The organism is Enterobacter sp. MGH 16, from assembly GCF_000493175.1.
Lineage (GTDB): Bacteria > Pseudomonadota > Gammaproteobacteria > Enterobacterales > Enterobacteriaceae > Enterobacter > Enterobacter roggenkampii.
The window spans coordinates 490,582-517,127 of sequence record NZ_KI535695.1 but is presented as its reverse complement, the minus strand read 5'-3'; the positions used below and the strand labels follow the sequence as shown (position 1 = coordinate 517,127).

At 59.8% G+C, this 26,546-nt stretch carries 26 protein-coding genes and 1 riboswitch; of the genes, 12 read left to right on the top strand and 14 right to left on the bottom strand.

Annotated elements, in window-relative coordinates:
* The first annotated feature begins 177 nt into the window (after positions 1-177).
* From cecR to L362_RS20255, 5 genes are read left to right on the top strand one after another with little or no spacing between them, the layout of a single operon-like run.
* Positions 178-855, top strand: coding sequence for a transcriptional regulator CecR (gene cecR, locus L362_RS20235; protein WP_023343624.1), 678 nt, complete (start codon positions 178-180; stop codon positions 853-855).
* Positions 852-1,847 carry a secretion protein HlyD gene (gene hlyD, locus L362_RS20240; protein WP_023343623.1) on the top strand — a complete coding sequence of 332 codons (996 nt, stop codon included), beginning with the start codon at positions 852-854 and terminating at the stop codon, positions 1,845-1,847. Before cecR ends, hlyD begins: the two co-directional genes overlap by 4 nt.
* Entirely contained in the window at positions 1,840-3,579 is a 1,740-nt protein-coding gene (locus L362_RS20245; protein WP_023343622.1) for an ATP-binding cassette domain-containing protein, read from the top strand. The genes hlyD and L362_RS20245 overlap by 8 nt, the downstream gene beginning before the upstream one ends.
* Entirely contained in the window at positions 3,569-4,702 is a 1,134-nt protein-coding gene (locus tag L362_RS20250) for an ABC transporter permease (protein WP_023326948.1), read from the top strand. Before L362_RS20245 ends, L362_RS20250 begins: the two co-directional genes overlap by 11 nt.
* 9 nt (positions 4,703-4,711) lie before the next feature.
* The gene (locus L362_RS20255; RefSeq protein ID WP_023343621.1) at positions 4,712-5,818 is read left to right on the top strand and encodes an ABC transporter permease; all 1,107 of its coding nucleotides are present in this window, start codon (positions 4,712-4,714) and stop codon (positions 5,816-5,818) included.
* Here L362_RS20255 and L362_RS20260 read toward each other — a convergent pair.
* Entirely contained in the window at positions 5,780-6,190 is a 411-nt protein-coding gene (locus L362_RS20260; RefSeq protein WP_008501149.1) for a YbhQ family protein, read from the bottom strand. The genes L362_RS20255 and L362_RS20260 overlap by 39 nt on opposite strands.
* Positions 6,191-6,323: 133 nt before the next feature.
* Between L362_RS20260 and L362_RS20265 the strand changes: the two genes are divergently transcribed.
* Genes L362_RS20265 through L362_RS20275 form a run of 3 tightly spaced genes read left to right on the top strand, consistent with a single transcriptional unit; the run spans position 6,324 to position 9,282 of the window.
* Complete coding sequence (locus tag L362_RS20265; RefSeq protein WP_008501148.1) at positions 6,324-7,085, top strand: endonuclease/exonuclease/phosphatase family protein; 762 nt, start codon at positions 6,324-6,326, stop codon at positions 7,083-7,085.
* A complete protein-coding gene (gene clsB / locus L362_RS20270; protein ID WP_023343620.1) occupies positions 7,082-8,320 on the top strand; it encodes a cardiolipin synthase ClsB in 1,239 nt (412 codons plus the stop codon). The genes L362_RS20265 and clsB overlap by 4 nt, the downstream gene beginning before the upstream one ends.
* Positions 8,320-9,282: a lysylphosphatidylglycerol synthase domain-containing protein gene (locus L362_RS20275; protein WP_008501146.1), complete on the top strand. Its 963-nt coding sequence runs from the start codon at positions 8,320-8,322 to the stop codon at positions 9,280-9,282. Before clsB ends, L362_RS20275 begins: the two co-directional genes overlap by 1 nt.
* Positions 9,283-9,370: 88 nt before the next feature.
* Here the strand turns inward: L362_RS20275 and L362_RS20280 are convergent, their stop codons facing one another.
* The 6 genes from L362_RS20280 to moaA all read right to left on the bottom strand — a co-directional run bounded on the left by L362_RS20280 (position 9,371) and on the right by moaA (position 12,850).
* Entirely contained in the window at positions 9,371-10,078 is a 708-nt protein-coding gene (locus L362_RS20280) for a Bax inhibitor-1/YccA family protein (protein ID WP_008501145.1), read from the bottom strand.
* 64 nt (positions 10,079-10,142) lie between these two features.
* A complete protein-coding gene (moaE, locus tag L362_RS20285; protein WP_021240989.1) occupies positions 10,143-10,595 on the bottom strand; it encodes a molybdopterin synthase catalytic subunit MoaE in 453 nt (150 codons plus the stop codon).
* A gap of 1 nt (position 10,596) precedes the next feature.
* The gene (gene moaD, locus L362_RS20290; protein WP_023343619.1) at positions 10,597-10,842 is read right to left on the bottom strand and encodes a molybdopterin synthase sulfur carrier subunit; all 246 of its coding nucleotides are present in this window, start codon (positions 10,840-10,842) and stop codon (positions 10,597-10,599) included.
* Positions 10,835-11,320, bottom strand: coding sequence for a cyclic pyranopterin monophosphate synthase MoaC (gene moaC / locus L362_RS20295; RefSeq protein WP_021240990.1), 486 nt, complete (start codon positions 11,318-11,320; stop codon positions 10,835-10,837). The genes moaD and moaC overlap by 8 nt, the downstream gene beginning before the upstream one ends.
* A 3-nt stretch (positions 11,321-11,323) precedes the next feature.
* Positions 11,324-11,836 (bottom strand): molybdenum cofactor biosynthesis protein B, encoded by a 513-nt coding sequence (gene moaB, locus L362_RS20300; protein ID WP_021240991.1) that lies wholly within the window; start codon positions 11,834-11,836, stop codon positions 11,324-11,326.
* A 24-nt stretch (positions 11,837-11,860) separates the two neighbouring features.
* Positions 11,861-12,850, bottom strand: a complete 990-nt coding sequence (gene moaA / locus L362_RS20305; protein WP_008501140.1) for a GTP 3',8-cyclase MoaA — start codon at positions 12,848-12,850, stop codon at positions 11,861-11,863.
* Positions 12,838-12,972, bottom strand: a riboswitch (molybdenum cofactor riboswitch). It overlaps the preceding gene by 13 nt.
* Before the next feature lie 225 nt (positions 12,973-13,197).
* On the opposite strand from moaA, the gene yvcK reads away from it, so the two are divergent.
* A complete protein-coding gene (yvcK, locus tag L362_RS20310; RefSeq protein ID WP_008501139.1) occupies positions 13,198-14,106 on the top strand; it encodes a uridine diphosphate-N-acetylglucosamine-binding protein YvcK in 909 nt (302 codons plus the stop codon).
* 89 nt (positions 14,107-14,195) lie between these two features.
* Here yvcK and uvrB read toward each other — a convergent pair whose 3' ends face one another.
* A complete protein-coding gene (gene uvrB, locus L362_RS20315; protein ID WP_008501138.1) occupies positions 14,196-16,211 on the bottom strand; it encodes an excinuclease ABC subunit UvrB in 2,016 nt (671 codons plus the stop codon).
* Between the two features lie 751 nt (positions 16,212-16,962).
* Here uvrB and L362_RS20320 point away from each other — a divergent pair.
* Positions 16,963-17,685, top strand: a complete 723-nt coding sequence (locus L362_RS20320; protein WP_008501137.1) for an ABC transporter ATP-binding protein — start codon at positions 16,963-16,965, stop codon at positions 17,683-17,685.
* On the opposite strand, the gene bioD is transcribed toward L362_RS20320, so the two are convergent.
* Genes bioD through bioB form a run of 4 tightly spaced genes read right to left on the bottom strand, consistent with a single transcriptional unit; the run spans position 17,648 to position 21,275 of the window.
* Positions 17,648-18,349 (bottom strand): dethiobiotin synthase, encoded by a 702-nt coding sequence (gene bioD, locus L362_RS20325; protein WP_023343618.1) that lies wholly within the window; start codon positions 18,347-18,349, stop codon positions 17,648-17,650. The genes L362_RS20320 and bioD overlap by 38 nt on opposite strands.
* Positions 18,342-19,097 (bottom strand): malonyl-ACP O-methyltransferase BioC, encoded by a 756-nt coding sequence (gene bioC / locus L362_RS20330; RefSeq protein WP_023343617.1) that lies wholly within the window; start codon positions 19,095-19,097, stop codon positions 18,342-18,344. Before bioC ends, bioD begins: the two co-directional genes overlap by 8 nt.
* Positions 19,081-20,238: an 8-amino-7-oxononanoate synthase gene (gene bioF, locus L362_RS20335; protein ID WP_023343616.1), complete on the bottom strand. Its 1,158-nt coding sequence runs from the start codon at positions 20,236-20,238 to the stop codon at positions 19,081-19,083. Before bioF ends, bioC begins: the two co-directional genes overlap by 17 nt.
* Positions 20,235-21,275 carry a biotin synthase BioB gene (gene bioB / locus L362_RS20340; RefSeq protein ID WP_008501133.1) on the bottom strand — a complete coding sequence of 347 codons (1,041 nt, stop codon included), beginning with the start codon at positions 21,273-21,275 and terminating at the stop codon, positions 20,235-20,237. Before bioB ends, bioF begins: the two co-directional genes overlap by 4 nt.
* A 68-nt stretch (positions 21,276-21,343) precedes the next feature.
* Here bioB and bioA point away from each other — a divergent pair, with 68 nt between their 5' ends.
* Both bioA and L362_RS20350 read left to right on the top strand, forming a co-directional pair.
* The gene (gene bioA, locus L362_RS20345) at positions 21,344-22,651 is read left to right on the top strand and encodes an adenosylmethionine--8-amino-7-oxononanoate transaminase (protein ID WP_023343615.1); all 1,308 of its coding nucleotides are present in this window, start codon (positions 21,344-21,346) and stop codon (positions 22,649-22,651) included.
* Positions 22,652-22,699: 48 nt separating this feature from the next.
* Complete coding sequence (locus L362_RS20350; RefSeq protein WP_021240999.1) at positions 22,700-23,176, top strand: kinase inhibitor; 477 nt, start codon at positions 22,700-22,702, stop codon at positions 23,174-23,176.
* An 85-nt stretch (positions 23,177-23,261) separates the two neighbouring features.
* Here L362_RS20350 and hutH read toward each other — a convergent pair whose 3' ends face one another.
* Both hutH and hutU read right to left on the bottom strand, forming a co-directional pair.
* Positions 23,262-24,782 carry a histidine ammonia-lyase gene (hutH, locus tag L362_RS20355; RefSeq protein ID WP_023343614.1) on the bottom strand — a complete coding sequence of 507 codons (1,521 nt, stop codon included), beginning with the start codon at positions 24,780-24,782 and terminating at the stop codon, positions 23,262-23,264.
* Positions 24,779-26,467 (bottom strand): urocanate hydratase, encoded by a 1,689-nt coding sequence (hutU, locus tag L362_RS20360; RefSeq protein ID WP_023343613.1) that lies wholly within the window; start codon positions 26,465-26,467, stop codon positions 24,779-24,781. The genes hutH and hutU overlap by 4 nt, the downstream gene beginning before the upstream one ends.
* Between the last annotated feature and the right edge of the window lie 79 nt (positions 26,468-26,546).

Below are 26,546 nucleotides of genomic sequence, written 5' to 3'. Positions count from 1 at the left end.
AGGTGTAGTTTTCAGGGAGATATAACAATTGAGAGGACAAAAACCACAATGTCGCGAAGGGGCGGAGTGTAGCAGCTTTTGTGACGTGGCGCATAAAATATCCCTCCGCGTTCCCTCGACGGGGATGCAAATCAAGCATAATCTTAATCAATCGATTGATTAATTTTTAATGCCGCCATGAATACAACACCCACAACAACCAAAGGTGAACAGGCCAAAAACCAGCTTATTGCCGCCGCGCTGGCGCAGTTTGGTGAGTATGGGCTGCACGCGACCACGCGCGATATCGCCGCGCTGGCGGGGCAGAACATTGCGGCGATTACCTACTATTTTGGCTCAAAAGAGGATTTATATCTCGCCTGCGCCGAGTGGATCGCCGATTTTATCGGCACGCAGTTTCACCCGCACGTTGAGGAGGCCACCGCGCTGCTCGGCCAGCCATCGCCCGATCGCGAGGCCATCCGCCAGCTGATCCTGAGTGCCTGCCACAACATGATCCGCGTGCTGACGCACGACGATACGCTCAACCTGAGCAAGTTTATCTCCCGCGAGCAGCTCTCCCCCACTGCCGCCTACCAGCGGGTACACGATCGGGTGATTGCCCCGATGCATACCCACCTGACCCGGCTGATCGCCGCCTATACCGGGCGGGATGCCGGCGATACCGCGACAATTTTGCATACCCACGCCCTGCTGGGTGAAATCCTTGCCTTCCGTCTGGGCCGGGAAACCATCCTGTTACGCACCGGCTGGACACAATTTGATGAGGATAAAGCCGCGCAGATCGGTGAGGTGATCGCCTGTCATCTCGATCTGATCCTGCAAGGCTTAACGCAAAGGAGCCTGAAGTCATGAAAAAACCTGTCGCCATCATTCTGGTGGTCATTGTTTTGCTTGCCGCGGGCGTCGGTGGATGGCTGTGGTATCAGAGCCATCAGGATAAAGGCCTGACGCTGTACGGTAACGTGGATATTCGCACGGTGAACATGAGCTTCCGCGTGGGCGGACGTCTCGCCTCGCTGAACGTGGACGAAGGCGATGCCATTAAAAGCGGGCAGACGCTGGGGATGCTGGACAAAGCGCCCTATGAGAACGCGCTGCTGCAGGCCAAAGCGGGCGTTTCCGTTGCGCAGGCGCAGTATGACCTGATGCTGGCCGGCTATCGCGACGAAGAGATCGCCCAGGCCGCTGCCGCCGTCAAACAGGCACAGGCGGCCTATGACTACGCGCAGAACTTCTATGCCCGCCAGCAGGGGCTGTGGAAAAGCCGCACCATTTCCGCGAATGACCTGGAAAATGCGCGCTCGTCCCGCGACCAGGCGCAGGCAACCCTGAAGTCCGCGCAGGATAAATTAAGCCAGTACCACACCGGTAACCGCCCGCAGGATATCGCCCAGGCGAAAGCCAGCCTTGAACAGGCGCAGGCCCAGCTGTCGCAGGCAGAGCTGGATCTGCACGACACCACGCTGGTGGCACCGTCAGACGGCACGCTGATGACCCGCGCCGTCGAGCCGGGCAGCATGCTCAGCGCGGGCAGCACCGTGTTAACCCTCTCCCTGACCCGCCCGGTCTGGGTACGTGCCTACATTGATGAGCCCAATCTCGGCCAGATGCAGCCGGGCCGCGAGCTGCTGCTCTATACCGACGGTCGCCCGGACAAGCCGTATCACGGCAAAGTGGGGTTTGTCTCCCCTACCGCCGAATTCACGCCGAAAACGGTTGAAACGCCGGACCTGCGTACCGACCTGGTGTATCGCCTGCGCATTATCGTGACCGATGCGGACGACGCCCTGCGCCAGGGCATGCCCGTCACCGTAAAAGTGAACAGCGGGGAACGACATGAATGACGCGGTTATTCAGCTCAACAGTCTGGTTAAACGCTTTAAGGGGATGGATAAGCCTGCGGTCGCGCCGCTGAACTGCACCATCCGGAAAGGCTACGTGACCGGGCTGGTCGGTCCGGACGGCGCGGGGAAAACCACGCTGATGCGGATGCTGGCGGGGTTGCTGAAGCCGGATGAAGGATCGGCCCGCGTGCTGGGCCTGGATCCGATAAAGGACGACGGCCCGCTCCACGCCATGCTCGGCTATATGCCGCAGAAGTTTGGCCTGTATGAAGACCTGACGGTGATGGAAAACCTGAACCTGTACGCCGACCTGCGCAGCGTCACCGGCGAAACCCGGGAGAAAACCTTCGCCCGCCTGCTGGAATTTACCTCGCTCGGCCCGTTCACCGACCGGCTGGCGGGCAAGCTCTCCGGCGGGATGAAGCAGAAGCTGGGTCTGGCCTGCACGCTGGTGGGCGAGCCGAAGGTGCTGCTGCTGGATGAGCCCGGCGTCGGCGTGGACCCGATTTCCCGCCGCGAGCTGTGGCAGATGGTGCACGAGCTGGCGGGCGACGGGATGCTGATCCTCTGGAGCACCTCCTACCTCGACGAAGCCGAACAGTGCCGGGACGTGCTGCTGATGAACGAAGGCGAGCTGCTCTATCAGGGCGAGCCGACGACGCTGACGCAGAGCATGGCCGGGCGCAGCTTCCTGCTGCACAGCCCGCAGGCGTCCAACCGCTCGCTGCTGCAGCGGGTGCTCAGGCTGCCGCAGGTCAGCGACGGGATGATTCAGGGCCGCTCGGTGCGGGTCATCCTCAAAAAAGAGGCCACCGTCGACGATATTCGCCGGGCGCCTGGGATGCCGACGATTGAGATAGAAGAGACGGCGCCGCGTTTTGAAGATGCGTTCATCGACCTGCTGGGCGGCGCGGGGACCTCCGAGTCGCCGCTTGGGGCGATCCTGCACACGGTGGAAGGTACGCCGGGCGAAACGGTGATCGAAGCCAAATCCCTCACCAAAAAATTCGGGGATTTCGCCGCCACCGACAACGTCAATTTTGCGGTGAAGCGCGGCGAGATTTTTGGCCTGCTCGGACCAAACGGCGCGGGAAAATCGACCACCTTTAAGATGATGTGCGGCCTGCTGGTGCCGACGTCCGGCAAGGCGCTGGTGCTGGATATGGATCTGAAGGTCAGCTCCGGCAAGGCGCGCCAGCACCTGGGCTATATGGCGCAGAAGTTCTCGCTGTACGGCAACCTGACGGTCGAGCAGAATCTGCGCTTTTTCTCCGGCGTGTACGGCCTGCGCGGGCGGGCGCAGAACGAGAAAATTCGCCGCATGAGCGACGCCTTCGGGTTAACGACGATTGCTTCCCACGCCACCGACGAACTGCCGCTCGGCTTTAAGCAGCGACTGGCGCTGGCCTGCTCGCTGATGCACGAGCCGGATATTCTGTTTCTGGACGAGCCGACCTCCGGCGTTGATCCCATTACCCGCCGCGAGTTCTGGCTGCATATCAACAGCATGGTGGAAAAAGGGGTGACCGTGATGGTGACCACCCACTTCATGGACGAGGCGGAGTACTGCGACCGCATCGGGCTGGTGTATCGCGGCAAGCTGATTGCCCACGGCACGCCGGACGACCTGAAAAACCAGGCCGCCGACGATGAGGTCCCGGACCCGACCATGGAGCAGGCGTTTATCACCCTCATCCACGACTGGGATAAGGAGAATGCCCATGCGCAGTAACGCCCTTTCCTGGCGCCGGGTGCGCGCGCTGTGCGTTAAAGAGACGCGGCAGATCGTGCGCGATCCCAGCAGCTGGCTGATTGCGGTGGTGATCCCCCTGCTGCTGCTGTTTATCTTTGGCTACGGCATTAACCTGGACTCCAGCAAGCTGCGGGTCGGGATTTTACTCGAACAGCAGAGCGAAGAGGCGCTGGACTTTACCCACGCCATGACCGGTTCGCCCTACATTGATGCCACCATCAGCGACAATCGTCAGGAGCTGATCCAGAAGATGCAGGCCGGGAAGATTCGCGGTCTGATCGTCATTCCGGTGGATTTTGCCGCCAACATGGCGCGGGCGAATACCGATGCGCCGATCCAGGTCATCACTGACGGCAGCGAGCCAAACACCGCGAACTTCGTGCAGGGCTACGCGGAGGGGATCTGGCAGCTCTGGCAGATGCAGCGCGCCGAAGACCGGGGTGAAGAATTTAAGCCGCTTATCGACGTGCAGACGCGCTACTGGTTTAACCCCGCCGCCATCAGCCAGCACTTTATTATTCCGGGCGCGGTAACGATTATTATGACGGTGATCGGCGCGATTCTGACCTCGCTGGTCATCGCCCGCGAGTGGGAGCGCGGCACCATGGAGGCGCTGCTTTCCACCGAAGTGACGCGCGTCGAGCTGCTGCTGTGCAAGCTTATTCCCTACTACTTCCTCGGCATGCTGGCGATGCTGCTCTGCATGCTGGTGTCCGTCTTTATCCTCGGCGTGCCGTATCGCGGCTCGCTGGTGGTGCTGTTCTTTATCACCAGCCTGTTTTTACTCAGCACGCTGGGGATGGGGCTGCTCATCTCCACCATCACCCGCAACCAGTTTAACGCCGCGCAGGTGGCGCTGAACGCCGCTTTCCTGCCGTCGATAATGCTTTCAGGGTTTATCTTCCAGATAGACAGTATGCCTGCCGTCATCCGCGCCGTGACCTACGTGATTCCGGCGCGCTACTTCGTGAGCACCCTGCAAAGCCTGTTCCTGGCGGGGAATATTCCGGTGGTGCTGATTATCAACACGCTGTTTTTAATGGCGTCGGCGGTGATGTTTATCGGGTTGACGTGGATGAAAACCAAACGGCGGTTAGATTAAGGAGCGCGCATGTTTCACCGTTTATGGACGTTAATACGCAAAGAGCTGCAATCCCTGCTGCGCGAGCCGCAAACCCGCGCCATTCTGGTGTTGCCGGTGCTGATCCAGGTTTTACTGTTCCCGTTTGCCGCCACGCTGGAGGTGACCAACGCCACCATTGCCATTTACAACGAAGACAACGGCAAACATTCCGTCGAGCTAACGCAGCGCTTTGCGCGTGCGAAAGCCTTTACCCACATCCTGCTGCTTAAAAGCCCGCAGGACATTCAGCCCACCATCGACACGCAAAAAGCGCTGCTGCTGGTGCGGTTCCCGGCGGATTTCTCCCGCAATCTGGATACCTTCCAGACCGCGCCGATGCAGCTGATCCTCGACGGGCGTAACTCCAACAGCGCCCAGATAGCGGCCAACTATCTGCAACAGGTGGTGAAGGATTACCAGCAGGAGCTGATGGAGGGCAAACCGAAGCCCAACAACAGCGAACTGGTGGTGCGCAACTGGTATAACCCGAATCTGGACTACAAGTGGTTCGTGGTGCCGTCGCTGATCGCCATGATCACCACCATCGGGGTGATGATTGTGACCTCTCTCTCCGTCGCCCGCGAGCGCGAACAGGGCACGCTGGATCAGCTGCTGGTCTCTCCGCTCGCCACCTGGCAAATTTTCGTCGGCAAAGCGGTGCCGGCGCTGATTGTCGCCACCTTCCAGGCCACCATCGTGCTGGGCGTGGGAATTTGGGCCTACCAGATCCCGTTCGCCGGATCGCTGGCGCTGTTTTACTTCACGATGGTGATTTACGGGCTGTCGCTGGTGGGGTTTGGGCTGCTGATCTCCGCACTCTGCTCGACGCAGCAGCAGGCGTTTATCGGGGTATTCGTCTTTATGATGCCCGCGATCCTGCTCTCCGGGTACGTCTCGCCGGTTGAGAATATGCCGGTGTGGCTCCAGGATCTGACGTGGATAAACCCGATAAGGCACTTTACGGATATCACCAAGCAAATCTATCTGAAGGATGCGAGTCTGGATATTGTCTGGGGAAGTTTGTGGCCGCTACTGGTCATCGCGGCCACGACAGGCTCAGTGGCCTATGCGATGTTTAGACGCAACATCGCGTAGCTTTTTCTCTTTGGTCAGCAACGAGACCACCGCAGGCCCTGCGAGGATTGCCAGACCCGCCAGGGCCAGCAGCAGGTTGTTTTGCAGCACGCGTGACAGCAGCCACAGAACAATCATCGCCGCACCAAAGTACCAGGTGGTGGTGAGCTCTTCGAGCACGTCACCCACCTCGCGCCAGCGCGCGTCATGGTGGCGCTGTAAAAACAGCATCGACAGCACGGTGACGCCGTAAAGGACGCATAGCCCCAGGCCAACACGTACCAGCGTGCCGCTCATCCAGCCCATCACCAGTACGGCCACGACCAGTAAATGCAACATTATCTGCCAGCAACTCAGGCCAGTTGCGACACGAACACGTTGTTGCCACTTCATGGCTTCTCTCCTGAAGGATTTTTCTCTGCTTAATCAGACTACCGCACTTTACGGAAAATTCCGTAACGCCGCATCTTTTTGTGACGACGACTACACTTTATTTTCATCGGGATAGTCACTCAGGAAGGAGCTTATGACGAAAAAAATGCAGCATTTCTCGCTTAAAGTGCTGACGATAAACATTCATAAGGGCTTCACAGCATTTAACCGCCGCTTCATTTTACCGGAGCTGCGCGACGCGGTGCGCACCGTCAGCGCGGATATTGTCTGCCTGCAGGAGGTGATGGGCGCACACGAAGTACATCCGCTTCACTTTGAGAACTGGCCCGACACGCCGCACTATGAATTTCTGGCCGACACCATGTGGAGCGATTACGCCTACGGCCGCAACGCGGTCTATCCTGAAGGTCATCACGGCAACGCGGTGCTGTCGCGTTATCCCATTGAACACTATGAAAACCGCGACGTTTCCGTCGGGGAGAGCGAAAAACGCGGCCTGCTCTACTGCCGCATTACCCCGCCCGACCTTGAGCTGCCCATCCACGTCGGCTGCGTTCATCTGGGCCTGCGCGAAGCCCATCGTCAGGCGCAGCTGAAAATGCTGGCCGAATGGGCTAACGCGCTGCCTGACGGTGAACCTGTTGTCGTGGCAGGCGATTTCAACGACTGGCGCCAGCGGGCAAACCATCCGTTGAAGGTGGATGCCGGGCTGGAGGAGATCTTCACCCGGGCGAACGGCAGGCCTGCGCGCACGTTCCCGGTCCGTTTCCCGCTGCTGCGGCTTGACCGCATCTACGTGAAAAATGCCCACGCCAGCAGCCCGACCGCCCTGGCGCTTCTCAACTGGCGGCATCTTTCCGACCATGCCCCGCTCAGCGCGGAGATCCACTTATGAAATGTTCCTGGCAGGAAGGCAACCGGATCACGCTGCTGGTCAACGGGGACGAGTATTACCCGGCCGTGTTTAAGGCAATTGATAACGCCCAGCAGAAAGTGATCCTCGAAACCTTTATCTGGTTCGAAGACAACGTCGGCAAGCAGCTGCACAGCGTGCTCCTGCGCGCCGCACAGCGCGGCGTCAAAATTGAAGTACTGCTGGATGGCTACGGCTCGCCGGACCTCAGCGATGCGTTCGTCAATGAACTGACCGCCGCAGGCGTGGTATTCCGCTACTACGATCCCGGCCCTCGCCTGTTCGGCATGCGGACCAACCTTTTCCGCCGAATGCACCGCAAAATTGTGGTGGTGGATGAGACGGTAGCGTTTGTCGGCGGCATTAACTACTCGGCGGAACATATGTCCGACTACGGTCCGGAAGCGAAGCAGGATTACGCCATTCGCATTGAAGGCCCGGTGGTGCAGGACATCTTGCTGTTTGAGCTGGAGAACCTGCCGGGGAAAGAGGCCGTACGCCGCTGGTGGCGACGCCGCCATCGCCCGGAAGAGAACCGGAAGCCCGGCGAAGCGCAGGCGCTTTTCGTCTGGCGCGACAACGGCGAGCACCGGGACGACATTGAACGCCACTATCTTAAAATGCTGGCCAACGCCAAGCGCGAAGTGATCATCGCCAACGCCTACTTTTTCCCGGGCTATCGCCTGCTGCATGCCATGCGCAATGCTGCAAGACGCGGCGTGCGCGTGAAGCTGATTGTCCAGGGCGAGCCGGATATGCCGATCGTCAAAGTCGGGGCGCGGCTGCTGTACAACTACCTGGTGAAGGGCGGCGTCCAGATCTACGAATATCGTCGTCGACCGCTGCACGGCAAAGTCGCGCTGATGGACGATCACTGGGCCACCGTGGGCTCCAGCAACCTCGATCCGCTGAGCCTGTCGCTTAACCTTGAAGCCAACCTGATCATTCACGACCGCCAGTTTAACCAGACCCTGCGGGATAACCTGCAGGCGTTGATCGTTAACGACTGCGTGCGCGTGGATGAGTCTATGGTTCCCAAACGCACCTGGTGGAACCTGGGCATCAGCGTGGTGGTGTTCCACTTCCTGCGGCATTTCCCGGCGATGGTCGGCTGGCTGCCGGCGCATACGCCGAAGCTGGCGCAGGTGGACCCGCCGGTACAACCCGAAATGGAAACCCAGGACCGCATTGAAGCGGAAGACGGAGGCAAACCCTGATGTCAAAATCGCATCCACGCTGGCGTCTGGCAAAAAAGATCCTCACCTGGGTATTCTTTATTGCCGTCGCGGTGCTGCTGGTGGTCTACGCGCAGAAAGTGGACTGGGAAGAGGTGTGGAAGGTCATCCGCAACTATAACCGGATGGTGCTGCTGGGCGCGACGGGGCTGGTTATCGTGAGCTACCTGATGTACGGCTGCTATGACCTTCTGGGTCGTGCCTACTGCGGCCACAAGCTGGCCAAACGTCAGGTGATGCTGGTGTCGTTTATCTGCTACGCCTTTAACCTGACGCTGAGCACCTGGGTCGGGGGGATTGGCATGCGCTATCGCCTCTACTCGCGGCTCGGCCTGCCGGGCGGGACCATCACGCGTATTTTTTCCCTGAGCATTACCACCAACTGGCTGGGCTATATCCTGCTCGGCGGGGTGATCTTCACCATCGGCGTCGTGCAGCTGCCCGCGCACTGGTATATCGACGAGGCCACGCTGCGCATTCTGGGCATCGTGCTGCTGCTGATTATCGCCGTTTATCTCTGGGCCTGCGCGTTTGCAAAGCGCCGCCATATGACCATCAAAGGGCAAAAGCTGGTCCTGCCCTCGTGGAAGTTTGCGGTGCTGCAGATGGCGGTCTCCAGCGCCAACTGGATGGCCATGGGGGCCATCATCTGGCTGCTGATTGGCGAGGACGTCAATTACTTCTTCGTGCTGGGCGTGCTGCTGGTGAGCAGCATTGCCGGGGTGATTGTGCACATTCCGGCGGGGATCGGCGTGCTGGAGGCGGTGTTTATTGCCCTGCTGGCCGGGGAGCATGTTTCTCAGGGAACGATTATCGCCGCCCTGCTGGCGTACAGGATGCTGTATTACTTCCTGCCGCTGGCGCTGGCAACGGTCTGCTATCTGGTTCTGGAAAGTCGGGCGAAAAAGCTGCGGGCGAAGAATGAGAGGATGCTAGCGAAGTGAATAAGTCGGGTGGCGGCTTCGCCTTACCCGACCTACGGTTCGCGCTTCGCAGGACGGGCAAGGCGAAGCCGCCACCCGGCAAACAACCTTAGCGACGGTTGCCTAAAATCCGCAGCAGCATCAGGAACAGGTTGATGAAGTCAAGATAGAGCGTCAGCGCGCCCAGAATCGAGTATTTGCGCAGGTTTGAACTGTCGCGTACGTCGATCTGCTCGCCGATGTTTTTCAGCTTCTGGGTGTCATAGGCCGTCAACCCGACGAAGAGCACCACCCCGATATAGGTCACGGCCCACATCAGCGCGTCGCTCTTGAGCCACAGGTTCACCAGCGACGCCAGCACAATCCCGATCAGCCCCATAAACAGCATGCTGCCGAAACCGCTCAGATCGCGCTTCGTGGTGTAGCCGTACAGGCTCATCGCACCAAACATCCCGCCGGTGACCACGAAGGTGCTGGCGATGGATGAGTAGGTGTAAACGATAAAGATGCTGGAAAGCGTCAGCCCCGTTAGCGCCGAATAGAGCATAAACAGGGTCGTTGCCATGCCGGCACTCAGCTTGTGCACCAGACCCGAAAGCACAAACACCAGCGCCAGCTGCGCAATAATCAGCCCAAAGAAGGTGATTTTGCTGGAGAAGATAAACATCATCAGCTCCGGCGTATTCGCCGCATACCACGCGATAAACGCGGTAAGCAGCAGGCCAACCGTCATCCAGCCGTACACCTGCGCCATATACGTCTGCAGGCCGCTACGGGTCTGCTGCACTATTGAATCGGAACGCGGAAATCGGTCCATGATTCACTCCTGATTAAGATTAAGTAGACACACTCGTTAAGAGTAACACATCCACGTAAACCGACTACCAACGGCTGGCGGCCTGTTTATCGCTATCGCGAGATTCCACCCAGCGGTCGCCTTCCGGCGTGGCTTCGCGCTTCCAGAACGGCGCTTTGGTTTTGAGGTAATCCATAATGAACTCCCCTGCCGCAAACGCGCTGCCGCGGTGCGCGCTGGTCACCCCGACAAAGACAATCTCCTCGCCGGGCCACATCTCGCCGATGCGGTGAATCACCGTGACGCGTCCGAGCGGCCAGCGGCCTCGCGCCTCGTCCACTATCTCCGCCAGCGATTTCTCGGTCATGCCGGGATAGTGCTCCAGCGTCAGCGCCTTCACGCTGTCACCGAGGTTGTGATTGCGCACTTTGCCGGTAAAGGTCACGACCGCACCGTCTTCGTCGCGTTCCGCCAGCCAGCTGTATTCTGTCCCTACGTTAAAGCGCTCAGGGCCAACCAGAATGCGGGTTTCACTCATATTAGCCCCCTGTGACCGGCGGGAAGAAGGCCACTTCATCCCCGGCCTTCAGCGGATGGGTAAGCTCCACCAGCGTCTGGTTAACGGCGGCCAGCAGCTTGCCTTCGTCGAGCGCCAGCGCCCAGCGGTCGCTTTGTGCCGCCAGATGCGCACGCAGAGCCGCAACGTTGTCAAAAGACGCATCCAGCGTCAGGCTGTCGGTATTCACCAGCTCGCGCACCTGCGCAAAAAAGAGCACCTTAATCATGGCTGTCCACCTTAAAATCTCCGGATTTGCCGCCGCTTTTTGCCAGCAGGCGAACCGGGCCAATCACCATGTCTTTCTGCACCGCTTTGCACATGTCGTAGATGGTCAGCGCGGCCACGGACGCTGCCGTCAGCGCCTCCATCTCCACGCCGGTTTTGCCGGTTAAGCGGCACAGCGATTCAATGCGCACGCGATTGTGCTCCGGCTGCGCCTGCAGGTTTACCTCCACCTTGCTCAGCATCAGCGGATGGCACAGCGGAATTAAGTCCCAGGTGCGCTTGGCGGCCTGAATACCGGCGATGCGGGCGGTGGCAAAGACATCACCCTTGTGATGGCTGCCGTCGATGATCATCGCCAGCGTTTCCGGCAGCATGGTGACGTACGCTTCGGCGCGCGCCTCGCGCACCGTTTCCGCTTTGGCGGAGACGTCCACCATATGCGCTTCGCCAGCGGCGTTAATGTGGGTCAGTTGTGACATAGCTTATTTCTTTAAATGGGGATGGAAATTACACGGACGGGTACGGGCATCCAACTGCGGGGCGATGATGTTTTCCCACGCGGTGCGGCAGGCTTTGGTCGAGCCCGGCATGGCGAAAATCAGGGTGTTGTTCGCCACCCCGGCAACGGCGCGCGACTGCAGCGTGGAGGTACCAATCTCTTCAAAGGAGAGCATGCGGAACACCTCGCCGAAGCCTTCCACCTCGCGGTCGAACAGCGGGAGCAGCGCTTCAGGCGCCTGATCGCCCGCGGTAAAGCCGGTGCCGCCGGTGATCAGCACCACCTGCACCTCATCGCTGGCGATCCACTGAGAGACCTGCGCGCGAATGGCGTAGCGGTTCTCCTTCACGATCGCTTTATCGACGATGTGATGTCCCGCGTCATGGGCCGCCTCGCGCAGCCAGTGGCCGGAGGTATCATCCTCTTCGCCACGGCGATCGGAAACGGTAAGGATAGCAATGCGTGTCGGGATAAATTCTGCGCTTACCTGACTCATCTTCTGATTCCTTCTTAAGCCTGATTACCCGCCGATGTAAGACAGGTTCTGAGTAATGCCGGTATTGCCCTGATGCAGGAAGTGGGTCTGTTTTTTATGCGTCAGCGCTTCAGAAATGCGTGCTTCAAGCGCCTCCTGCTGGGCATCGTCTGCCAGCAGATCGCGCAGGTCCACGCCGCCGTCCCCAAACAGGCACAGGTGCAGCTTGCCGACGGAAGAGACGCGCAGGCGGTTACAGCTGGCGCAGAAGTCTTTCTCGTAAGGCATAATAAGCCCAATTTCGCCTTCGTAATCAGGATGGCAGAAGACCTGCGCCGGGCCGTCGCTGCGCTGGCGGATCTGGTGGATCCAGCCGCGTTTCAGCAGCGCGTCGCGCAGCACCATGCCGGAGATGTGATGACGGCGGAACAGCTCGCTGCCCTCGCCGGTTTCCATCAGCTCAATAAAGCGCAGCTGAATGGGGCGGGATTTGATCCAGGCGAGGAAGGTGTCCAGCTGATGGTGGTTGACGTCGCGCATCAGCACCGTATTGACTTTGACCTTCTCGAACCCGGCGCTGAACGCCGCGTCGATGCCGTCCATCACCTGGCGGAATTTATCCTGGCCGGTAATGGCGTGAAACTGGCGGGCGTCGAGACTGTCCACGCTGACGTTAATGGCGGTTAAGCCCGCATCGCGCCAGGTGGCCACGTCGCGCGCCATGCGGTAACCGTTGGTGGTCACGGCAATCTGGCGAATGCGGTCGTTTTCACGCACGGCGGCAATGATGTCCGGGAAATCACGGCGCAGAGAGGGTTCACCGCCGGTCAGACGCACTTTTTCGGTGCCGAGCTCAGAGAAGGCGCGCGTGACGCGGCGCACTTCATCCACGGAGAGAAAGCCGTTATTGGTGACGCTGCCCGGTTTGTAGCCGTCGGGCAGGCAGTAGGTGCAACGGAAGTTGCACACATCGGTAATCGACAGACGCAAGTAATAAAACTTACGCGCGAAAGCATCAGTAAGTTGTGAAGCCATGTACACCTTTCCAGATACGGGAGGCACAGTCATTTCTTTCTGTACCCTGGTGGCAAATTCGCCACGGCCAGAGCGCCATATCTTTCGACACAGGCACAAGGGCTAGAGTGTATGTTTTCAGTGTTGAAAACGTGGTTAAGGCGATAGTAGCGCGGAAAGTCTGACAGCGCCATTATCGCTTTTCGCTATATAATTTCGTATATAGCGAATCAATCCTGCATTTTCGCTACAGAATACCTAAAAACTGCACTTTCACATTGATATACGTCATTTTGCTTCGGGTGAGGCATCGTCTTTTAGGGGTAGTTAGGTTACTGTTACGCGATCGAACGTGATAAGGAATATGTATGCGCAATCGCACTTTTGCGGATCTTGACCGAGTGGTCGCTCTTGGCGGAGGCCACGGCCTGGGCCGCGTTATGTCCTCTTTGTCGTCACTCGGCTCAAGGCTGACAGGGATAGTGACCACCACCGATAACGGCGGCTCAACCGGGCGGATCAGACGTGCCGAAGGCGGTATTGCCTGGGGCGATATGCGCAACTGCCTGAACCAGTTAATTACCGAGCCGAGCGTCGCGTCGGCGATGTTTGAGTACCGTTTTGGCGGCAATGGCGAACTTTCCGGACATAACCTCGGAAATCTGATGTTAAAGGCGCTGGATCACCTGAGCGTAAGGCCTCTCGAAGCCATCAATCTGATCCGTAACCTGCTCAAAGTGGACGCATTCCTGATCCCCATGTCTGAACAACCGGTCGATTTGATGGCCATCGACGCCGAAGGGCATGAAGTGTACGGCGAGGTGAACATTGACCAGCTTCTGCTGCCGCCCAAAGAGCTGATGACTTACCCGAGCGTGCCGGCGACGCGTGAAGCCGTAGAAGCAATTGGCGATGCGGATTTAATTCTGATCGGCCCGGGCAGCTTTTACACCAGCCTGATGCCGATCCTGCTGGTGAAAGAGCTGGCGCAGGCGCTGCGCCGCACCCCGGCGCCGATGGTCTATATCGGTAACCTGGGCCGTGAGCTGAGCCCGGCAGCGGCGAGCCTGTCGCTGGCGGACAAGCTGGACCTGATGGAGCAGTACGTCGGTAAGAAAATTATCGACGGTGTCGTGGTTGGGCCAAAAGTGGATGTGACAGGGATTGGCGATCGCGTGGTGGTGCAGGAGCCGCTGGAAGCCAGCGATATTAAATATCGTCACGACCGCCACCTGCTGCGCGAGGCGCTGGAGAAAGCGATTCAGGCGTTGGGTTAACAAAAACCCCGGTGGCGCTGCGCTTACCGGGGCTATAAAAGACGCTAAACCTGTAGGCCCGGTAAGCGCAGCGCCACCGGGCAAAAAACTCACGATGCCGCGATAAACAGATCCCGCAGCTGATGAAGCTGGTCGCGGATCTGCGCCGCCTCTTCGAACTCCAGGTTCTGCGCGTGCTGCATCATCTGCCCTTCCAGCTCGTGGATCTTCTGCTGCAGCGCCTTCGGCGTCAGCACGACGGTATCTTCTTCCACCACTGAACGCGCCTTGCCGCGGCCTTTCGCTTTGGTTTTGGCAATGTTCTGGCCCAGCGCCAGAATATCCACCACCTTCTTGTTCAGCCCCTGCGGGGTAATGCCGTGCTCTTCGTTGTAGCGCTGCTGCTTCTCGCGGCGGCGCTCCGTCTCACCGATCGCTTTCGCCATTGACGGGGTGATTTTGTCGCCGTACAGAATCGCTTTCCCGTTGACGTTACGCGCGGCGCGGCCAATGGTCTGGATCAGGGAGCGTTCAGAGCGCAGGAAGCCCTCTTTATCCGCGTCCAGAATCGCCACCAGCGAGACTTCCGGCATATCCAGACCTTCCCGCAGCAGGTTAATCCCTACCAGCACGTCAAACTCGCCCAGGCGCAGGTCGCGAATAATCTCCATGCGCTCCACGGTATCGATATCCGAGTGCAGATAACGCACCTTCTCGCCGTGCTCTTCGAGATACTCGGTCAGGTCTTCCGCCATACGCTTGGTGAGCGTGGTCACCAGCACGCGCTCGTTAATGGCGGAACGGGCGCGGATCTCAGAGAGCAGGTCGTCTACCTGCGTCGCCACCGGACGCACCTCGATAATCGGGTCCAGCAGCCCGGTCGGACGCACTACCTGGTCAACCACCTCATCGCCCGATTTTTCCAGCTCGTAGTTGCCCGGCGTGGCAGAGACGTAGATGGTTTGCGGCGCCAGCGCCTCAAACTCTTCGAACTTCATCGGGCGGTTATCCAGCGCTGACGGCAGGCGGAATCCGTACTCCACCAGTGTCTCTTTACGCGCCCGGTCGCCGCGGTACATTCCGCCGATCTGCGGGATCGTGACGTGGGATTCGTCGATCACCAGCAAACCGTCGGCCGGAAGGTAATCAAACAACGTCGGCGGCGGCTCGCCCGGCCCGCGCCCGGAGAGGAAGCGGGAGTAGTTTTCGATGCCGGAGCAGTAGCCCAGCTCGTTCATCATCTCCAGGTCGAACTGAGTACGCTGGCTGAGGCGCTGCTCTTCCAGCAGCTTATTGTTCGCCAGCAGCACCTTGCGGCGCTCGGCCAGCTCCACTTTGATCTCTTCCATCGCCTGCACGATACGCTCGCGCGGCGTCACGTAGTGCGTTTTCGGGTAGATGGTGAAGCGCTGGATCACCGACTCAACGTGTCCTGTCAGCGGGTCGAAGAGCGACAGGCGTTCGACCTCCTCGTCAAACAGCTCAACGCGCAGCGCCATATCGTCCGATTCCGCCGGGAAGATGTCGATCACTTCGCCGCGCACGCGGAACGTACCACGCTGGAAGGCTTGGTCGTTGCGGGTGTACTGCAGCTCCGCCAGACGACGCAAAATCGCGCGCTGGTCGATGATCATCCCCTGCGTCAGGTGCAGCATCATCTTGAGATAGAGATCCGGGTCGCCCAGGCCGTAAATCGCCGAAACAGAGGCCACCACAACCACATCGCGACGCTCCAGCAGCGCCTTAGTGGCCGACAGTCGCATCTGCTCAATGTGTTCGTTCACCGACGCATCTTTCTCGATGAAGGTGTCAGAGCTCGGCACATAGGCTTCTGGCTGGTAGTAATCGTAGTAGGAGACGAAATACTCAACGGCGTTTTCCGGGAAGAACTCTTTCATCTCGCCGTAAAGCTGCGCCGCCAGGGTTTTGTTGGGCGCCAGCACCATCGTAGGGCGCTGGAGATCCGCAATCACGTTGGCAATGGTAAAGGTTTTACCCGAGCCGGTAACCCCGAGCAGCGTCTGGTGCGCCAGCCCATCCTCCAGCCCCTCTTCCAGACGACGGATCGCTTCAGGCTGATCGCCAGACGGACGGAAAGCAGAATTCAATTTGAACGGTTTACTCATGGGCGACAACCTGATGACGTTATAAGCGGCAGGTGAATAATTTTACTCCTTGTTGCCAGGAATGCCAGTAAAAAACACTGGATGAAAAACCAGTAGCATGTCAGGATATTTAGCATAGCGCCTGAATGATTAGCGCGATAGCGGCCAAAATTTGGACAGTGGCAACATAAAACACCAGTCAGGTCAGGTTATCCCCAGAACTTTTTCTTTTTTAACATTTGTCAAGCCAGGTAATGATAGTTTTATGGCAACGGGTGACACTTTCATGACGGGAATTGATTTTATCTAACCAATTAAAAAATAAACGATATTTTCTAAAGCCGCGTTTCGCGTCAATTTGGGCGTAAGCCGCGTGTGCTCTCGCTTATCGCGTGTTTTCTAACTCTAATGCACATGGTTATCCACAGGAATAGTGGATAACTGCTTCCAGCCCATACAGACTGGCGCTCTGCAAATTCCCGGATTTTCCCACGAGGCGGCAGCAAAAAATTTTTATAGCTCTTTTTTGCTGATTAACAGTCGCGTCATTCATAACCAACTGACGAGATCTTGCTCACATTTCCATCATTTCTGGCTCTGCACCACAACTCAACACCGTCGGCACCGTCGATGTGCAATCCCCCTTTTTATCCCCCGCGCTTCTGTGACTTATTCCTAAAAAAGACGCTTTTTTAATCACTTTCCGCTTTATGGCAGGGGTTTTGCAGTTTAACAACGAGCCACACCTACACACATTTTTAAGGAGAGAAAGATGTTGAGCCTGCGTGCAGTGAATCAGTTTTACGGAAGTCAACATACGCTATGGAATGTGGATTTAGATTTTCCGCAAGGGATGTGTACAGGCGTCGTTGGCCTGCCGGGGATGGGAAAAACCACCCTCATGAATTGCATCGCCGGGAAAGTGCCCGTCGAAAGCGGCAGCATCATCTGGTATGAGGCGGGCGCGCCGCCGCGCGATTTGCTCAACCCGCCGCCAGAACAGCGTTCCGGGCCGGGGATAGGCTATGTCTCGCAGGACAGGCGGATCTTCTCCCAGCTCACGATTGAGGAGAACCTGCATATCGCCATGCGGGCGACGGGGAAACCGAACCCGGAGGCGAAAAATGACGTTTACGACCTGTTCCCGGCGCTCTATGCCTTGCGACGAACCCGCGCCAACACGCTCTCTCCGGACGACCAGTATCAGCTGGCGCTGGCTAATGCGCTGGTGAACCGCCCTCACCTGCTGATCCTGGATGAACCGCTGCACGGCGCGGGGCACAGCGTTGCCCAGAAGCTGGTGCAGCTGCTGGGGCGCTTAAACCGGGAGCTGGGTATGACGGTGCTGTTAGCGGAGCAGCAGCTGTCGTTTATCCGCCGGGTGGCGGACCGTTTCTGTCTGCTCTATCGCGGGCGTAACGTGGCGCAGGGCCACGTTAACGAACTGGATGACGAGCTTATCGCTCACTGGATGTCGCGGGAAGCAAAACGCTGAGATCGAGATAACGTCCGGTTTCGGCATTTTCCGCGCCGTCAGCAAGCCAGGGGATCTCCCCGAGGCACGGCGCGGGAAGGACGCGCCTGAGCGTCGCCAGATACGCCTGATGGCGTTTACCCGGCGCAACCACGTCGTTGGCTATCCAGCCCGCAAGACGCAGCCCGGCCTGCTGTACGGCCTGTGCGGTCAACATGGCGTGATTGATGCAGCCCAGCTTGACGCCGACGACAAGAATGACCGGAAGCTGCTCGGCCTGCACCCAGTCAGCAAACGTCTGCGTGTCTGAAAGCGGCGTAAACCAGCCGCCGGCCCCTTCCACCAGCACCCAGTCGGCCTGATTTTCCAGCGTCCGCAGTCCGGCAGACAGCACGGCAAAATCAATCGGACGACCTTCGTCAGCGCTGACAATGTGCGGCGAGGTCGGTTCGGCAAAGGTGTACGGATTCACTGCAGAATAGGCGAGTTCACGCGTGCTGTTACGCTGGAGCGCCAGCGCGTCGGTGTTGCGTAACCCTTCCGCCGTCATCTCGCTGCCGGACGCCACGGGCTTATACCCGGCGGTGTTTTTCCCGAGCAGCCGTGCCGCCTGCAGCAATGCCGTGCTGGCAACCGTTTTGCCCACTTCTGTGTCCGTGCCGGTGACAAAATAACGTTCAGTCACGTTCGATAATCCCATGAAAAAGTTGATAGGAGAGCGGGAATTGACCCCGCTGCTGCGGCCAGGCCAGCTCAAGGCGCTGCAGCTGACCGCGGGTGAGCGGCTTTTTCTCGCGTCCGGTATGCAGGTGCGTGGCACCTATGCCCTTCAGCGAACGCATGGCGCTGAACGCATCGCTAAAATTGAGCGTGATGGTCTGCACCACGCTGCGAGCGCGCCAGCCTGCCAGCGCCTGCGTCACCTGCTCATGCGATAAAAACCGGTTAGCGTGCGGCTGTTCATCGACTGCCTGCCAGGCCTGATTCAGCTCCGGCAGCGAACTTTCCAGCAGGGTGGTAAAGGCCACCTTCCCGCCCGGCCGCGCCACGCGATAAAGCTCGCGCAGGGCCTGCGGCAGGCTGCTGCACCACTGAACCGCCAGATGGCTCCAGACCAGATCGAACTGCGCGTCCGCCAGCGGGATCGCCTCGATATCGGCCAGCAGATAACGATCTGCCGCCTGCCGCTGGCGTGCCTCTTCCAGCATCCGGGCTGAGAGATCGATAGCCGTCACCTGGCTTCCCGCCCCGCGCCAGTAGCGGCTGTTGCTGCCGGGACCACACCCGGCGTCCAGCACCTGTGGAAAACCGTTCTCGCCAAGGGCGGCCAGAAGCCCCTGCGCGCTCAGACGCTGCAGCTCATCATGCTGCGAATAGCTCTGCGCGGCGCGGCCAAATGCGGCAGCGATGGCCTGCTTATTCACCGGCATCATGGAGCGCCTCCAGCAACGTCTCAATGTCCTGTGCTTCATGCGCCGCCGTCAGGGTTAATCGCAGCCGCGCCGTGCCCGGTGGAACGGTTGGCGGGCGGATGGCGGTGACCCACATGCCGCGCTGGCGCAGCGCCTGTGCCAGTGCCAGCGCGCGGCCGTTTTCACCGACAATCACCGGCTGAATAGCGCTCTGCGAATCGGGACTGTGGAAAGGCAGCGCCGCGAGTCCCTGACGGAAGCGCGCAATATGCTCTGCCAGCCGCTGGCGACGCTCATCTCCTTCTGCGCTGCGTATCACCGCCAGCGACGCCGACAGCGCTACGGCCTGCGCCGGGGGCATGCTGGTGCTGTAAATCAGGTGGCGGGCAAACTGCAGCAGATAGTCGGCGACGGATTCGCTGCACAGCACGGCGGCGCCGCTGACGCCAAAGCCTTTGCCGAAGGTGACAATCAGCAGTTCCGGCTTCACGTTTTGCTGGTATGCGCTCCCGCGCCCTTCGTCGCCCATCACGCCAGTGCCGTGGGCATCGTCCACCAGCAGCCAGGCGTTTTGCCGCTTTGCGGCCTCGTGCAGCGCGGCAAGCGGCGCGCTGTCGCCGTCCATGCTGAACACCCCTTCCGTGACCGCCAGCTGTTGTCCGTCGCAGGGTTTATCCAGCAGCGCAGCAAGCTGCCCCGCATCGTTATGGGCAAAACGCCGCAGCTGCGCCGGGCTTAAATTTGCCGCCTCCAGCAGGGAGGCGTGGCTTAAGCGATCGGCGACAATGCGATCGTCTTTGCCCATCAGTGCCGTGATGACCGCCTGGTTGGCGGCAAACCCAGAGATAAACAGCAGCGCGCGCGGGTAGCCCAGCCAGTCGGCAAGCGCCTCTTCCAGCGCCTGATGCGCCGTGGTGTATCCGCTGACGTGTCCCGATCCGCCGCTGCCCACGCCAAACCGCTCCGCGCCCTGCTGCCAGGCGCGTATAATGGCCGGATGCTGGCTCAGCCCGAGATAGTCGTTGCTGGAGAAATTGCAGAACTGCTGGCCTTCACGGGTAAGAAAACGACCCGCGCCGTTTTCCACCACCCTGCGAACGCGAAATGCCTCTGCCGCCCGACGGTCGTCGAGCGCAGAGTTGATACTTGCCTGCCAGGTCATACGGCTGCCGCGTTGTAGAACTGGTCGGTGTCGGCGTTGAAAATCTGCTGCTCCAGCTGCTGCTGTTGCTCGTTATCGCCCGTCAGCACCTCGGTCTGGTGCGGGTTCAGCCCCAGCTTGCGGAACAGCTGAACGTCTTTGTCCTCTTCCGGGTTCGGCGTGGTCAGCAGCTTGCAGCCGTAGAAGATGGAGTTGGCGCCGGCCATAAAGCACATCGCCTGGGTCTGCTCGTTCATCTGCTCGCGGCCCGCTGAGAGGCGAACGTAAGACGTTGGCATCATGATGCGCGCCACCGCGATGGTGCGGATAAAATCAAACGCATCCACGTCCTCGTTATCCGCCAGCGGCGTGCCCTTGACCTTCACCAGCATGTTGATCGGCACGCTTTCCGGCGGTGTCGGCAGGTTCGCCAGCTGCAGCAGCAGGCCCGCGCGGTCTTTCACCGTCTCGCCTAAGCCCACGATGCCGCCGGAGCAGACCTTGATCCCCGCGTCACGCACTTTATCCAGCGTATCCAGACGCTCCTGGTAGGTACGCGTGGTAATGATATTGCCGTAAAATTCCGGCGAGGTATCGAGGTTGTGGTTGTAGTAATCCAGCCCCGCGGCCGAGAGGCGCTGCGCCTGCTCCTCGTTGAGCGTGCCGAGCGTCATACAGGCTTCGAGGCCCATCTCCTTCACGCCCTTCACCATCTGCTCCAGGTACGGCATGTCGCGATCGTGCGGGTTCTTCCACGCCGCGCCCATGCAGAAGCGGGTTGAACCGGCGTTTTTGGCCTTGCGCGCGGAGTCGAGGACCTGCTCGACCTCCATCAGGCGCTCTGACTCCAGACCGGTTTTGTAGCGCGCGCTCTGCGGGCAGTATTTGCAGTCTTCGGGGCAGGCGCCGGTCTTGATCGACAGCAGCGTGCTGACCTGAACATGGCGGGGATCGAAGTGCTGACGATGCACCTGTTGGGCTTCGAACATCAGCTCAAGGAAAGGTTTGTTGAATAATTCAGTAACTTGCGACATCGTCCAGCGTGCGTGGTGAGCCATCGGGCTTCTCCAAAGGGTTTTGTTAATTTTCGGTTCGGTTTATACTCGTAAACCTAAAACTTTTCAAAATGGTTTACAAGTCGATTATGACCCAGGACGATCTCGCCTTCGACAAGCAGCATATCTGGCACCCTTACACCTCCACCACCCGCCCCCTTCCCGTCTATCCGGTGGCCTCCGCCCACGACTGTGAGCTGCATCTCGCCAGCGGCGAACAGCTCGTTGACGGGATGTCCTCCTGGTGGGCGGCCATTCACGGGTACAACCACCCGCGCCTGAATGCGGCGATGAAGGCCCAGATTGACCAGATGTCGCACGTGATGTTTGGCGGGATCACCCACCAGCCCGCGGTGGATTTATGCCGTCGCCTGGTGGCGATGACGCCTGACTCGCTGGAGTGCGTGTTCCTGGCGGATTCCGGCTCCGTGGCGGTGGAAGTGGCGATGAAAATGGCGCTGCAGTACTGGCATGCGAAGGGCGAAGCGCGCCAGCGTTTCCTCACCTTCCGCAACGGCTATCACGGGGATACCTTCGGAGCGATGTCAGTCTGCGATCCGGACAACTCCATGCACAGCCTGTGGAAGGGGTATCTGCCGGAAAACCTGTTCGCCCCGGCGCCGCAGAGCCGCTTCGACGGCGAGTGGAACGAGATGGACATGGTCGGCTTCGCCCGACTGATGGCGGCACATCGTCACGAGATTGCTGCCGTCATTCTTGAACCGATCGTGCAGGGCGCGGGCGGGATGCGGATGTACCACCCGGAATGGCTGAAGCGTATTCGCAGGATGTGCGACCGCGAGGGCATTCTGCTGATTGCCGATGAGATCGCCACCGGCTTTGGCCGCACCGGCAAGCTGTTTGCCTGCGAACATGCGGGTATTGCGCCGGATATTCTGTGCCTCGGTAAAGCGCTGACCGGCGGCACCATGACGCTCTCCGCCACGCTTACGACCCGCCAGGTGGCCGACACCATCAGCGACGGTGAAGCCGGCTGCTTTATGCACGGCCCGACGTTTATGGGTAACCCGCTGGCCTGCGCCGTGGCGAGTGAAAGCCTTGCGATTCTGGAGAGCGGCGAGTGGCAGACGCAGGTTGCGGCGATAGAAGCGCAGTTGAAAGCGGAACTGAGCGCCGCCTCGGGCGCGAATTTCGTGGCGGACGTGCGCGTGCTGGGCGCCATCGGGGTGATTGAAACCACCCATCCGGTGAATATGGCGGCGCTGCAGCGCTTCTTCGTGGACCAGGGCGTGTGGGTCCGGCCTTTCGGCAAGCTTATCTATCTGATGCCGCCGTACAGCATCACGCCAGAGCAGCTTCGAAAATTAACCGACGCGGTTGTAACAGCCGTTAACATTCCCGCGCATTTCACGATTTAACCCAATGCATTACACTTGCTGAACGAGCGATCAACGAGGGTAAACCGTATGAAAATCATCAGTAAAGATCTGCGCGACGGTGAAAAGCTGCCGGAACGGCACGTTTTCAACGGCATGGGGTATCAGGGCGATAACATCTCCCCGCACCTGGCGTGGGACGAGGTTCCGGCAGGCACCAAAAGCTTTGTCGTGACCTGCTATGACCCGGATGCGCCAACCGGTTCCGGATGGTGGCACTGGATCGTGGCGAACCTGCCTGCCGACACGCGCGTGCTGCCGCAGGGTTCCGGTTCAGACCTGGTTGCCCTGCCTGAAGGTGCCATTCAGACGCGTACTGACTTCGGTAAAGCGGGCTACGGCGGCGCGGCGCCGCCAAAAGGGGAAACTCACCGCTATATCTTCACGGTGCACGCGCTGGACGTGGAGAGAATTGAGGTCGATGAAGGCGCGAGCGGCGCGATGGTCGGGTTTAACGTGCATTTCCATTCCCTGGGGAGCGCGTCGATTACGGCGATGTATTCGTAAAAAAAGCCGGGTGGCGGCTACGCCTTACCCGGCCTGGATTTCGCACTCGTAGGCCCGGTAAGCGCAGCGCCACCGGGCAAAAAAATCACAGCACCGAAGGTAACAGCCCCACCAGCCGCCCTTCTTCCAGAAGCTGCATCGCCTTATCAATATCCGGGGCAAAGAAGCGGTCGTCGTCGTAATGCGATACGTGCTCGCGCAGCACCTGGCGCGCCTGCTCCAGCAGCGGGCTGGATTTGAGCCCTTCACGCAGATCGATACCCTGACTTGCCGCCAGCCATTCCACTGCCAGCACGCCGCGGGTGTTGGAGGCCATCTCCCACAGACGACGCCCGGCAGCCGGTGCCATCGAAACGTGATCTTCCTGGTTTGCAGACGTTGGCAGGCTGTCCACGCTGTGCGGGTGCGACAGCGCCTTGTTCTCGCTTGCCAGCGCTGCGGCCGTCACCTGAGCAATCATAAAGCCCGAGTTGACCCCGCCGTTACGCACCAGGAACGGTGGGAGCTGGGACATGTGTTTATCCATCATCAGCGCGATGCGGCGCTCGGACAACGCGCCGACTTCGGCAATCGCCAGCGCGATATTATCCGCCGCCATTGCCACCGGCTCGGCGTGGAAATTACCGCCGGAGACCACCTCGTTTTCCTGGGCGAACACCAGCGGGTTATCGGAGACCGCGTTGGCCTCCACCAGCAGCACCTCCGCCGCCTGGCGCAGCTGCGTCAGGCACGCGCCCATCACCTGCGGCTGGCAGCGCAGGGAATACGGATCCTGCACCTTCTCACAGTTGTGGTGTGACTCCGCGATCTCGCTGGTGTCGGTAAGCACGTGACGGTACATCGCGGCGGCATCAATCTGTCCCCGCTGACCGCGCACCTCGTGGATGCGGGCATCGAACGGGCGACGCGAGCCCAGCACCGCTTCGGTGGTCAGCGCACCGCACACCACCGCCGAGGCAAACAGATCTTCCGCTTCAAACAGGCCGCGCAGCGCGAAGGCGGTCGATGCCTGGGTACCGTTCAGCAACGCCAGCCCCTCTTTCGCCGCCAGCGTGATCGGCGTTAAGCCGGCTTTTTTCAGCGCCTCTTTCGCAGGCAGCCACTCGCCCTGCCAGCGCGCTTTGCCTTCACCCAGCAGCAGCAGCGACATGTGCGCCAGCGGCGCGAGATCGCCGGAGGCACCGACGGAGCCCTTCGCCGGGATCCACGGATAGACCTCCGCATTCACCAGCGCCATCAGCGCCTGGATGACGCTCAGGCGAATGCCCGAGAAACCGCGCGCCAGGCTGTTGATTTTGAGCACCATCATCAGACGGACAATCTCATCGTCCAGCGGCTGACCGACGCCCGCCGCGTGCGACAGCACCAGCGAACGCTGCAGATTTTCCAGATCGTGCGTCGCGATGCGGGTCTGCGCCAGCAGCCCAAAGCCGGTATTAATCCCGTAAGCCGTGCGCCCTTCGGCAACGATGGCTTCAACGCAGGCCACGCTGTCGTTAATGGCGGCGTGGGCGCTTTCATCAAGCGACAGGGTGACCGGCTGACGCCAGACGTTACGCAGCTGCTTGAGCGTCAGTGAGCCGGGAGTGAGTGTTAACGCGTTCATTCATGCTTTCCTTGTGTGGCAGGGATCATCGGCAGGTTAAGTCCCTGCTCTTTGGCACAGTCAATGGCAATCTCGTAACCCGCATCCGCGTGACGCATCACGCCAGTGGCCGGGTCGTTGTGGAGCACGCGAGCGATACGCGCGGCGGCTTCATCGGTACCGTCGCAGACGATGACCATCCCGGAATGCTGGGAGAAGCCCATTCCCACGCCGCCGCCGTGGTGCAGCGACACCCAGGTCGCGCCGCTGGCGGTGTTGAGCAGGGCGTTCAGCAATGGCCAGTCGGAGACCGCGTCCGAGCCGTCGCGCATGGCTTCGGTTTCGCGGTTCGGGCTGGCGACGGAGCCGGAGTCCAGGTGGTCGCGGCCGATGACGATCGGCGCGGAAACTTCACCGTTGCGCACCATTTCGTTAAAGGCGAGGCCCAGTTTTTGACGCCACTCCAGCCCTACCCAGCAGATACGCGCCGGCAGGCCCTGGAAGTTAATGCGCTCGCGGGCCATGTCCAGCCAGTGGTGCAGGTGTTCGTCATCGGCGACGATCTCCTTCACTTTGGCGTCGGTTTTGTAGATATCCTCCGGGTCGCCGGACAGGGCAACCCAGCGGAACGGACCGATGCCGCGGCAGAACAGCGGGCGGATATAGGCCGGGACGAAGCCGGGGAAGTCGAAGGCGTTACTCACGCCCATCTCTTTCGCCATCTGGCGGATGTTGTTGCCGTAGTCAAAGGTCGGAATGCCCATCTGGCTGAAGGCCAGCATCGCGGAGACGTGTTCCGCCATGGAGCGTTTCGCGGCAAGCACCGTGCCTTCCGGATCGGTTTCCGCTTTTTGCTGGTAGGCTTCCCACGTCCAGCCTTTTGGCAGGTAGCCGTGCAGCGGGTCATGGGCGCTGGTCTGGTCGGTGACCAGATCCGGGCGCACGCCGCGGGCAACGAGTTCAGGAAGAATGTCCGCCGCGTTGCCGCACAGGGCAATCGACACCGCTTTGCCTTCGGACGTGTATTTTTTGATGCGCGCCAGCGCGTCATCGAGATTCTCGGCCTGTTCGTCGACGTAACGGGTACGCAGACGGAAATCAATGCGGCTCTGCTGGCACTCTATGTTCAGCGAGCACGCGCCGGCCAGCGTGGCGGCCAGCGGCTGCGCGCCGCCCATCCCGCCGAGACCGGCGGTCAATACCCAGCGGCCTTTCAGCGAGCCGTTGTAGTGCTGGCGACCGGCCTCCACGAAGGTCTCATAGGTGCCCTGCACGATCCCCTGACTGCCGATGTAGATCCAGCTCCCGGCGGTCATCTGGCCATACATCGCCAGCCCTTTCGCGTCGAGTTCGTTGAAGTGTTCCCAGGTGGCCCAGTGCGGTACGAGGTTAGAGTTGGCGATCAGCACGCGCGGGGCGTTTTTGTGGGTTTTAAACACGCCAACCGGCTTGCCGGACTGCACCAGCAGGGTTTCGTCGTTTTCGAGTTCGGTCAGTGCCTTAACAATGGCGTCATAGCATTCCCAGTTGCGCGCGGCGCGGCCTATGCCGCCGTAGACCACCAGCTCGTGGGGGTTTTCCGCCACCTCAGGATCAAGGTTGTTCATCAACATGCGCAGCGGGGCTTCGGTGAGCCAGCTTTTGGCGGTAAGGGTGGTGCCGCGCGCGGCGCGGACGTCCTGCTGGCGGTATTTACCTGACGACATTGTGTGCTCCTATACGGGACAGATGATGCATTTAGATATACTTGTATAGACAAGCACACACAAGGTCGGTTTTAACAAA